Here is an 11629-nt window from a genome sequence, read left to right as displayed (position 1 = left end):
GAGATTCGGTTTTTTAAATTACAAACTTATAATGTTAATCTTCTAAATTGCCAATATCAAGGTTGTAAAGAGGATGTGGTTTTCCTTCGCTTCCCAAGCCACTATCAAGATAGTCTTCATAGTTTAATAATAATTGTTCTTCATAAGACTTTGTGTCATCTGTGTTTTCTTGAGCATTATAAAAGTAGTTGTGAAATGTCATAAAAGTAGTTTTAAAATTAATAAATCATCACTGTAACAATTGTTTAGCGTATAATCTAAAATTACCCATTTAACTTTCGTAGATTTTATATAATTTTTTTAAAGTATTGCTTAATTTACATTAGACAAATACTTCTTCGTTATTAGTTAATGGTTATGTATTTTTCACTTACATAAGTGAACTTGAAATGATACAAATTATGAGAAATCGCAAAAAAATGTTAAAATGATTTTGTAAGTTTGGAAGCATTAAATACTAATTAAAACCCAACGCAATACAAAAAAAGTGTTGCAAAACAAACAAAACTACTATGAGGAAAATTACTTTAGGCCTAATCGCCACAATTTCAATTTCAGCCATGTCTTTTGGACAAGCTACATTAGAAAACTCTTATACTTCAGATTGGGCAAGTAGTCAAAAAGATTGGGGCGTTCTTGATTCTACAGGAGGTCCTTTGAATGCCTTTAATGTTGAAAGTGGTATTTATTATTATACGCTAGAAATTCCTTATGATAATTTAGCTATTAATATAATGAGAATATACAATGAACAACATACATTAGTTAAAACAGTAAATTTACCGACAAGACCAAGAAGAATTCATTTTATTACAGATAAATTGTTTAATCAGGATAATTTGATTGAAATTTTATACGATGGCAGCAGTAATTTAACACTTATAAATGAAAATAGTACTGTATTACAAACAATTCAGGACAGACAACATGTACGGATAATCAAAACGACCAATAATAATTATAAGTTGGTAGCTAGTACAAATTCATCTGATAATAAGCTCTTATATGATGTGTACTCACTTTCCGGTAGTTTGTCAGTGCCTCAACAAGAAGAGTATTTAAAGAAATCATTTGTTGGTTATCCTAATCCTACAGATAGCATTATAAATATCACAAACAAATTAGCTAACGGAGAGAAAGGGATTTTAGAAGTTTTTGATACAAACGGAAAAAAAGTAATTACAAAAAATATAACGGGAGGAAGTGACGAAATAAATTTAGACGTAACTCAATTAAATAGTGGTGTTTATATTTACAAACTAAATGGACAAACAAATAAGTTTATAAAAAAATAATTTACCAAATGAATCACAGAGCAACTATGAACAAATGAAATTTAATGTTTATAGTTGCTTTTTTTTGTTAGTTTCTAATAAAATATCATAATTTAAATAAGTTTATGATATAAATATTTTGGCTCCTTCACGCTTTACTACAATTTTTTTCTGTCTCATTACAATGGATGAAATTTAGCTTTCAATTTTAAGAAATTTTAAAATTCGGTATTCTAAATTTGATCAAAAAAACAGAATATGCAGTTAAATTCAGATTCAATTTGGACAGTCAGAAAAAAAATTTCTCTTTGGACAAAATTTTTTGGAAATACAAAAAAGGAGAAACCGCTTAATACTCCAAACATAATTAAGGAGCAATGCAAAGGCTTGTTGATTGGGAATAAAAAGTAAAATCTTTTCTCTTTTCAACAGATATGGCATTGATTGAAAATAACGATGCAGATGCTATTCTGGCGGTTTATCCTTTTGCCCCGTCTCCAAAGATAATTAAGGCACTAATCGATTTTTCGGGTAAGCCTGTTATTTGTGGTGTCGGTGGAGGAACTACACAAGGGAAAAAGTCATTGGAAATGGCAATCTATGCGGAGCAGGCAGGAGCGGCAGGTATTATTGTTAATATACCTTTTCAAAATAAAGATCTGAAGAAAATAAGAGAAAAAATATCTATTTCAATTGCGGCAAGTGTTGCCTCCTGTGACTATCATTTTTTAAGAAGCAGAATTGAAGCTGGCGTAGATATTTTTCATGTCACCGCAGGAATTCATACCAATAAAATCTTAGAACAAATAACGCTTAAATTTCCGGGGTTTCCTGTTATGGCAACAGGGGGCAAAACGTTAAGCAGTATTGAAGAGGCTGTTGCTACAGGATCTATGGCTGTTGTGCTTTCGCCTCCTTCTAATAAAGAATTGTTTAAAAATATAATGGATAAGTATAGGAGTTTTTCATAAAATTATTTTCATTTGTTTTATTTGCATCAAAATGATAATTTCGCAGTTCGAAATTATAATGAAAAATTTATTGTTCCTGTTTTTTAGTTTGATGATGGTTATACGTCCTGTATTGCCTGTCATTAACTATGTCATTAATTATGAATACATCAGCAAAAATCTTTGTGAACAAAGGAATATAAAAAACAACTGTTGTCGTGGTAAATGCCAGCTAAAAAAAGATCTTTCGAATTCATCTAAAGAAGACAATAAATCCGGAAATTTTAAAAGTAATCTAACTAATTTCGACGTTGTTATTACGTATGATTATCTCAAGGTTATTGGATTTTCTTTTTTAAGAGATACAAAAAAAATATTTTCTCCCCGCAGCGTATCCCACTCATTAATTGATTATCTCTTAAAAGTCTTTCGTCCGCCAATAGATTAAGAATTATTTATACTTCATAATTCCTGTAACGGTTTGATGAATATTTTAATTTTAACATTGACTAAAGTTCAAATGTACATAGCTGCATTTGACCTATTGACAGCACACTAAAATCATTACTTATAATGAGAAAAGAGATATATTTTGTAGTAGCTTTGGCGGCTACACTACAAATCTATGCACAAAAAACAGATAGCATAGCCAATAAGTATACCTTAATGGACGAGGTGATTATTGAAGGAGTTAGAAAGTCCAAAGATGTTTCCAGTGAATTAGCTTCTAAATTGCCACTTAAAAACTTAGAAAATCCTCAGGTGACCGCGTCAGTTTCACCACAGCTTATTAAAAACAGAAATTTTTTCAATCAAGGCGAAATGCTAAAAAATGCAACTGGCGTTGCCCCAAGTTGGGCGGGAATTTCACCTTATTATTCCATCCGGGGATTTCGTACTCGTTCCAGCTTCAGAAATGGTGTAAACGGTTATGTTGCTTCTGATATGGATCCGATAAATATCGCTCAGTTAGAAGTGATCAAAGGACCAAGCGCCGTAATTTTTGGAGGTGGTGGTGCTACTATGATTACCTTCGGTGGACTAATTAATCGTGTTACCGTAAAACCCCAACAGACCACTTTTGCCGACATTACTGTAATGGGCGGATCTTACAATCTGCAACGGGCAACGCTTGATATCAACAGACCTCTTGACAAAGACGGAAAGGTTCTTGCTCGATTAACCGGTGCTTACAACTACAATGATACTTTTCAGGACCAGGGTTTTTCAAAAACATTTTTTTTAGCTCCCAGTATTTCTTACAAGCTTAGCGATGATTTAAATATCCAGCTTGATGCTGAAATTTTAAACAAAACGGCTACGAACAATCCGCTTTATCAAGTAGCTTTGGGGACTGCTAAATCGGCTAATGAACTCAATTTAGATTATTACAGCTCTTTCAATGATAACTCGGTTACGTTGAATAATAAGGCATTAAATATTTACGGAAAAATCATTTACAGACTTTCAGAGAATTGGAAATCCGAAACCAATTTAATTTTAGTCAATAATAAAACTCCGGGTGATTACATCCGATTAAGATTAGATGATAACAGTCAAAATGTGACACGAAGAGTGTACAGAATGTATCCGGAAAATATTACCAGTCAACAAATTCAACAAGACTTTGTTGGGAATTTTAAAATTGGTAATATGAAAAACCGATTAATTACAGGTGTTGAATATTACCATTATCTCTACGGGATTGCCAGTAAATCTATGAATTTTACTAAAGTTTCGGCTACCGCTACAGATCCTCAAAATGCTAATTTTAATAATGAATATATTTCTGATCAATTGGCTTCAAAACCGTATGGAGAGAATTATAAGGCAATACAGGATCATTATTCAGTATATGTTTCAGATGTTATTAACCCGCTGGAGAGTTTAAGTGTAATGCTTAGTGCCCGAATCAATTACATTAACAACAAAGGGACAGAGGATTTATTAATAGCTACAACTACCGGGGATTATACACAAACGGCTGTTTCTCCGAAATTGGGAATTAATTATCAGATCATTTCTGAAAGAATAGCATTGTTTGCTAATTATATGAATGGTTTTCAGGCGCAAGCACCGCAATCAATAAATGGGGAAATGACTAATTTTCAGCCCATCTATGGAAATCAATGGGAATCGGGAGTTAAAGTTTCCTTGAAAAAAAACCTGTTAGATGCCGTTTTGAGTTACTATAATATTGATGTAACCAATGTAGTAAGACAAAACCCAAATAATACGGCTTCCTATTTGCAAGATGGCGAGCAACGCAGTAAAGGTTTTGAAGCAGATTTAGAATCAAATCCAATAAAAGGACTGTTTTTGCATGCAGGTTTTGCTTATAATGACAGTAAATTTATTGTTTCTGATGCAGTCACTCAAGGTTTAAGACCTGTAGATGCTGGTCCTAAACTTTCTGGAACCTGGTACGTTAATTATGCTCCACAGTCAAAAGCTTTAAATGGTTTTTCATTAGGTATAGGAGGTAGTCATTATGGTAAAGATTTGATTATCAACAATACCAATGGTTCTTTTTACACGAATCCTTACACTTTGATTAACTCTGTTGTAAGTTTTGAGAAAATAGGTTATGTATTTTCGCTTTCTGCCAATAACTTACTGAATGAGCACTATTGGTACGGCGGTCGTGGTATGATTACTCCGGGAACCCTTCGTCAGATAGTTTTGTCTCTAAAATTAAAATTGTAATGTCTTATTTCAGAACTTCTGAAAAAAGTATATAAAGCCTTAGTTTAAACGAAACAGTTACCTCGGATTATTTTCGAGGTACTGTATTTGTTTTTTTTATTTTAGTAGCGTTGCTGTTTTAGAAAAAGAGATAAAGTATTTATAAAAATCTAAATATTCAATAACCTCTATACTGCAAAGGCGTCAGTCCAACTCTTTTTTTAAAATAAGTTCCAAAAAAAGATGGGTTTGCAAAATTTAACTCATCGGCAATCTGCGAAACTGTTAAATTAGAACTTTTCAAAAGTGCTTTAGCTGCCATAATTACCATTTCATCAATCCATTGCATTACTGATTGTCCATTAACTTCCATGATTATTTTTGAAAAATACTTTGGGGTTAAATGAAGTTTATCAGCATAAAATTGTACGCTTCGTTCTGTTTTATAGTATTCATACAAAAGTGCTGTAAATTTCATGTGAATCTCTTCCTTCCGATTTTTATATTTTGGCGCAGAACTGTTATTTTCTATAGAATACAACTGTAACGTTTTATAAAGCAGCGCCGTCAAAAAACTTCGTATAATTTCTTCGCGGTGAGAAAGATGTTCTTGATATTGCTGTACAATGAGTTCATGTACGGCCAGCATTTCATTAAATTGCTTTGCGTCAAGATGCCAGCATGTTTTTTCTTCTACTAATTTTATAATGTTTCCCACCTCTTTGGTAAGCTTAATATTGGAGATAAAATCGAATGTAAACAATACAAATTCAACACGTAAATCCTTACCCTGTTCATCAATTTGTACAATACTATTAGGAAGTATTATCGCTAATGTATTTTCCCGAACATCATGTTCAATAAGATTTATTTTGATTTTAGCCGCTCCTTTTTTACAAAACACCAGTGCTATACCATCCATAATATGCGGGTGATTGCTGTTGATAGCATGTTCCTCAACTTTGGTAGCATTGCGCGATACTATAAAACCTTCCAGATCAGTAAGAACATCCACATGGAGCTGGCTTGCAAAATGGGCTATAGAAATTGTACTGTAGTGTTCTCTATTAATCATAAATAAAAATCTTTTTATGGCAAAGATATAATAATGGCGACATTTTGAACAGTATTGAAGAAAAAATGGTTCTTATTACTTTACACTTAACAAAGACCTTTGTTTCATACTAAACTTAATTAAAGAGAAAATGAACAAATCAAAATTTACTCCGTTTACACTTTTGGGATCCTTATTGGTTTTCTTGGTTGTATGCTCCTGTAATTCTAAAGTGGATCTAAAAGAGGTGGCTGCTATTCCTGTAAGTATTCAACATATTAAATTAGATGACAGTGCCTATCAGCAGGAATATATTGGCACAGTTGAAAGTGATAAAACAGTAGAAGTTAGTTTTATTCTACCTGGAACAATTGAACAGGTATTGGTAAATGAAGGGCAAAGAGTAATAAAAGGTCAATTATTGGCAAAACTTAACACCACCTCTGTAAAGAATGCTCATGATGTATCGGTAGCAACTTTAAAACAAGCCGAAGATGCTTATAAAAGACTTTCTTCGATGTACGAGCAAAGAAGTCTTCCGGAGATTCAGTTTATAGATGTTAAAACTAAACTGGAACAAGCCAGAGCAGGTGAAGAGATTACGAGAAAAAATCTGGAGCAGTGTGCCATCTATGCACCTTTGACTGGAGTTATAGGTAAAAAGTACTTTGAAGCAGGAGCTAATGTTATGCCTGGTAGTCCAGTTTTTACAGTAATGGATATTGCTAATGTAAAGATTAAAGCAGCCATACCTGAGAGGGAAATTTCTAATCTGTACGAAGGATCAAAAGCCAAAGTAATTGTTTCGGCTCTTGACAATACTCCTTTTCAAGGGATTTTGACAGAGAAAGGAGTTTCAGCAAATCCGGTTTCACATACCTATGATATAAAAATACGCGTAAAAAATCCATCAGGCAAGATTGTACCAGGAATGGTCTGCCGTACCTATCTAGGTAGTGGTGATTCAAAAAGTACCATCATCGTACCGCTTCGTTCCGTACAGGTTGATTATTCAGGAAAGAGGTTTGTCTGGCTCAAAGATAAAAATGACAAAGCAGTTTACAGGGAAGTGAAGCTGGGCAATCTATCACAGAACGGCGTTCAGGTAAATAGCGGTCTTGTTGAAGGAGATCTGTTAATTACGGCTGGATATCAAAATATTAGTGAAGGAACAATAGTAAAAGCTAACTATTAACAAGCATTACAGATGAAAGAAGATAACTCAGTTATAGCTTGGGCTATAAAGTATAGTAAAATAGTATTACTGCTCATTACAACCATGGTATTGTTTGGAATGTACGCCCTGTATAAAATGCCTAAACAGGAATTTCCAGTCTTTACGATACGTCAGGGAGTAGTCGTGGGGCTGTATCCAGGAGCTACTTCAGAAGAAGTAGAAGAGCAATTGGCAAAACCATTGGAGAAGTTTCTTTTTACCTATAAAGAAGTAAAAAAGTCAAAAACCTATTCGCAGTCTAGGGACGGAATTGTATATGTTTTTGTAGAACTAAATGATGAAGTAAACAAAAAGGACGAAGTGTGGTCAAAAATCAAGCACGGTCTATCGACTTTTAAAATGCAACTGCCTTCGGGAGTACTTGCAGTGGTAGCTAATGATGATTTTGGGGATACATCGGCGCTTCTTATCGCTTTAGAATCTGATACAAAAACATACCGCCAGCTTAAAGATTATCTTGAAGTATTGGAAAATAAATTAAGAAAAGTAGAATCTGTGTCTAATCTTAGGCGCTACGGAGTTCAGGATGAGCAGTTGAGTATTTATGTTGACAAGGAAAAGGTTGCCAGTTACAGCATTAACATTTACAGCCTGTATCAAACCCTGCTTACGAAAGGAATGATTGGACCTTCTGGTGTGATTGATAATGACGAAATGGTAGTGCCAATTCATATTGCCCGACCTTTTTCATCAGAAAGGGATTTAGAGGAACAAATTATTTACTCTGATCCTCAAGGCAATCATATTCGTTTGAAGGATGTAGCCCAAGTAGTACGTGAATATCCAAAAGCATCCAGCTACACTATTAGTAATAATAAAAAATGTTTGGTGCTTTCTACCGAAATGCGAGAAGGGTATAACATTGTGCAGTACGGAACCGATGTAGAAAAGGTATTGAAGGATTTTGAAAAAACACTTCCTGCTGATGTTAAAATTTATCGCATTGCAGATCAGCCAGAAGTGGTAGATGCATCTATAAACACGTTTTTAAAGGAATTAGGAATTGCTATTATTGCAGTGATACTGGTAACAGTTGTTTTTCTCCCGATACGAGTGGCAGGTGTTGCTGCTTCGACTATTCCAATAACTATATTCATTTCTTTGGGATTGATGTTTGCTTTTGGAATAGAATTAAATACAGTAACATTGGCAGCATTAATCGTTGTACTGGGAATGATTGTAGATAATTCCATTGTCATAGTCGACAGTTATTTGGAAAAGCTGGATGAAGGGGTAGAACCGAAAAAAGCTACTATTGACAGTGCACGGGAGTATTTTAAGGCTATATTTTCGGCAACATTAGCCATCGGGATTACATTTTTTCCTTTTTTAATCACTTTTACAGGAATGATGTATGACTTTTTAAGTGCTTTTCCATGGACAATACTCATCACTTTGTCTATTTCTCTTGGTATTGCGGTATTGTTTGTTCCGTTTTTGCAATATTACTTCATTAAAAAAGGAATTCACTCTGCACCAAAAGGGGAAAAACGGAATAAATCTTTCATGGATTATGTGCAGTCTTTGTATGATGCTGTACTTGAAAAAGTGTTTTATTTTCCGAAAATTACTTTTTGTATCGGAATTCTATTTGTTGTAGTTGGAGTGGCAATGTTTGTAAATCTGCCTTTGAAAATTATGCCTACTGCAGAAAGAAATCAATTTGCAGTAGAAATATTCCTTCCCCAGGCAAGCGCCTTGGCACAGACCGAAATTGTGGCAAAAGATTTAGCAGATGTACTTTCAAAAGATAAACGCATTACTTCGATAACCACTTTTATGGGGACAGGTTCTCCAAGGTTTCATACCACTTATGCCCCAAAAATAGGAGGTCCTAATTTTGCGCAGTTTATTGTAAACACCGTTTCTAGTGAAGCAACAATAGAGCTTCTGGATGAATACACTGAAAAATATGCCAAAAGATACCCGCAGGCTTTTATTAAATTCAAACAGCTGGATTATCAGGCAGGAGTAGATGCCGATGTAGAAGTACGTTTGAGTGGAGAAAGTATTTCTGACCTAAAAAAGGTTTCAACAAAACTACAGGCAGAAATAAAGAAGCTCGATACGCCATTACGAGTTTACACCAATTATGAAGAAATACTCCCAGATATAACGATCAGCGTTGATCCGGTTGAGTCCAATAGATTAGGAATTAATGAAGGAATATTGGGAATTGGACTGACTTCAAGATTTGGAGGAATGCCTATTACAACGATTTGGGAAGGAGACTATAAAATTCCAGTAGTACTAAAATCAAAATGGGAGGGTAAAGATCCTCAAGGTGCCGATGTAGAAAATGAATATATCTCAGGTCTTTTTACTCCAGCAGTACCACTCAGACAAGTAGCCAAAGTGACTAATGGTTGGCACGAAGGGCAGATCGTTCGCAGAAACGGAGTACGAACACTTTCAGTCTATGTTGATTTGAAAAGAGGACAAAAAGCAAATGTAACTCAGGCAAAAGTCGAGGAAATTGTAGCGAATCTTTCTAAAGAAATAGACGACAAGAATATCACGGTTTCTTACGGAGGAGTTAAGTCGGACACTGACGAAACACTTCCTAAGATAGTTTCAGGCCTTCTAATTTCAATACTGATTATTTTCTTTATACTGGTTTTTCACTTTAAGAAAATAAGCCTTGCAACATTGGTATTTGCATCAACCTCGTTTAGTTTTTTTGGTGCTGCATTTGGACTTTGGCTTATGGATATGGAATTCAGTATGACAGCCGTTTTAGGATTGGTTAGCCTAATAGGTATTATTGTAAGAAACGGAATAATCATGTACGATTACATTGAAGAACTACGAAATCATTCAAAAATGACAGTACTGTACGCTTGTATCGAAGCAGGAAAAAGAAGAATGAGACCAATACTTCTTACTTCACTTGCCGCTTCAATGGGTGTAATACCAATGATTATTAGTAAAAGTCCGCTTTGGGGACCTATGGGCACAGTAATCTTTTTCGGGACCTTAATCTCGATGGTCTTTATCCTGACGATGCTGCCGCTGATTTATTGGATGACTTATAAAAACGAAGATTTGAAGTAAAACGCTTAAATAAAAAAAGGAATAAAAGATGAAAAAAGTACAAATGATGATGTTACTGCTCTGTCTGTTACAATATGGTTATGGACAGACACGGCTTACTCTGGAGCATAGCAGAAGTATGGCAGTTAAAAATAATAATAAGATAAAAAACAGCGCTCTGGATCTTGATGCTGCCAGAGAATCCAAAAAAGAAATGTTTACCAATTATTTTCCTAAAGTTACTGCATCAGTAATAGGAATGCAGGCATTGGATCCTTTGCTGGAAATGAAAATGAAAGGGGGAAATCTGCCTGTATATGATGGTAATATAGCCAATTTGGCAAGTGCATCCCAATTTGCTTATATGCCCGATGTTAATGTGGGATTGTTTAATCAGGTAGGATTAGGTTATATAAATGTTTTACAGCCACTATATGCCGGTGGAAAAATTAAAACAGCTAACGAACTTACAAGTTTAAACCTACAGGTAAAAGAAAAACAGCAACTTTTAACCAGCAATGAAGTTCTTTTGATGACAGAGCAGCAATACTGGCAGGTGGTTACCATACAGGAAAAGCAAAAAACGCTCGAAGGATACATTCTTTTTTTGGATACACTTTACAGACAGGTTAATGTTGCTTTTAAAAGCGGGATGATTATAAAAAATGACCTGCTGAAAGTGAGCATAAAACAACAGGAACTTCAAGTAAATAAGATACAGCTTGCCAATGGCAGAAAACTGGCTCTTATGCAACTCTGCCAGACTATAGGTACTGATTACAATACCGATATAAATTTAGAAAGTAATCTGACTGATCTTTCGGAGCCTGAAAATTATTTTGTAACCAATAATACGGTACTTCATAACCGCGCAGAATACCAGCTTTTTGAAAAAGCAGTCGAAGCTTCAAAACTGGAAACAAAACTCAAAAAGGCAGATTATCTGCCTAATTTGGGTGTAGGCGCAACAGGATATTATATGGATCAGTTTGAAACCAATAGTAACGGAGCTGCTAACGCAATGGTGTATGCTTCACTTAATATGCCTATTTCTGATTGGTGGGGTGGTAAGCATAAATTAAAAGAACTTAAAAATAGGGAGTCAATAGCTAAAAATACCTTGGAAGAAAGTAAAGGACTCTTGAGTTTGCAAATGGAAAAAGCATGGACGGATTTGACCGAATTATATGAAAAAATACAGCTTATTGAAGCTACCCTCGCTCAAACCGAAGAGAATTTATCAGTAAATCAGAAGAGTTATAAGAATGGAATACTTCAATTGTCAGATCTTCTTGAAGCGCAAGCTTTAAAGATAGAAACCGAAAATAAGCTTATCGAAGCCAAAAGCCAATATAGAACAGCTTTGACAAAATATTTACAGTTAACGGTAAGATGA

8 protein-coding genes are annotated in these 11629 nt (G+C 34.5%); 6 read left to right on the top strand and 2 right to left on the bottom strand.

Annotated features, from left to right (window positions below; genetic code table 11):
• Positions 1 to 34: 34 nt before the first annotated feature.
• Positions 35 to 202, bottom strand: a complete 168-nt coding sequence (locus B0A66_RS22830) for a hypothetical protein (RefSeq protein ID WP_165766590.1) — start codon at positions 200 to 202, stop codon at positions 35 to 37.
• Between the two features lie 310 nt (positions 203 to 512).
• Between B0A66_RS22830 and B0A66_RS06880 the strand changes: the two genes are divergently transcribed.
• The 3 genes from B0A66_RS06880 (at position 513) to B0A66_RS06865 (ending at position 4930) form a co-directional block, all read left to right on the top strand.
• Entirely contained in the window at positions 513 to 1295 is a 783-nt protein-coding gene (locus tag B0A66_RS06880) for a T9SS type A sorting domain-containing protein (RefSeq protein ID WP_089049119.1), read from the top strand.
• 413 nt (positions 1296 to 1708) lie between these two features.
• Complete coding sequence (locus B0A66_RS06875) at positions 1709 to 2245, top strand: hypothetical protein (RefSeq protein ID WP_089049118.1); 537 nt, start codon at positions 1709 to 1711, stop codon at positions 2243 to 2245.
• Between the two features lie 552 nt (positions 2246 to 2797).
• The gene (locus B0A66_RS06865) at positions 2798 to 4930 is read left to right on the top strand and encodes a TonB-dependent siderophore receptor (RefSeq protein ID WP_089049116.1); all 2133 of its coding nucleotides are present in this window, start codon (positions 2798 to 2800) and stop codon (positions 4928 to 4930) included.
• Between the two features lie 157 nt (positions 4931 to 5087).
• On the opposite strand, the gene B0A66_RS06860 is transcribed toward B0A66_RS06865, so the two are convergent.
• Entirely contained in the window at positions 5088 to 5984 is an 897-nt protein-coding gene (locus B0A66_RS06860; protein WP_089049115.1) for a helix-turn-helix domain-containing protein, read from the bottom strand.
• 130 nt (positions 5985 to 6114) lie between these two features.
• On the opposite strand from B0A66_RS06860, the gene B0A66_RS06855 reads away from it, so the two are divergent.
• From B0A66_RS06855 to B0A66_RS06845, 3 genes are read left to right on the top strand one after another with little or no spacing between them, the layout of a single operon-like run.
• Positions 6115 to 7158 (top strand): efflux RND transporter periplasmic adaptor subunit, encoded by a 1044-nt coding sequence (locus B0A66_RS06855; protein WP_089049114.1) that lies wholly within the window; start codon positions 6115 to 6117, stop codon positions 7156 to 7158.
• 12 nt (positions 7159 to 7170) lie between these two features.
• Positions 7171 to 10254, top strand: a complete 3084-nt coding sequence (locus B0A66_RS06850) for an efflux RND transporter permease subunit (protein WP_089049113.1) — start codon at positions 7171 to 7173, stop codon at positions 10252 to 10254.
• A 28-nt stretch (positions 10255 to 10282) separates the two neighbouring features.
• Entirely contained in the window at positions 10283 to 11629 is a 1347-nt protein-coding gene (locus tag B0A66_RS06845) for a TolC family protein (RefSeq protein ID WP_089049112.1), read from the top strand.

This window comes from Flavobacterium hercynium, assembly GCF_002217285.1.
Classification (GTDB): Bacteria; Bacteroidota; Bacteroidia; order Flavobacteriales; family Flavobacteriaceae; genus Flavobacterium; species Flavobacterium hercynium.
The sequence above is the reverse complement of the archived record's forward strand: the minus strand, read 5'-3'. Positions and strand labels throughout refer to the sequence as shown.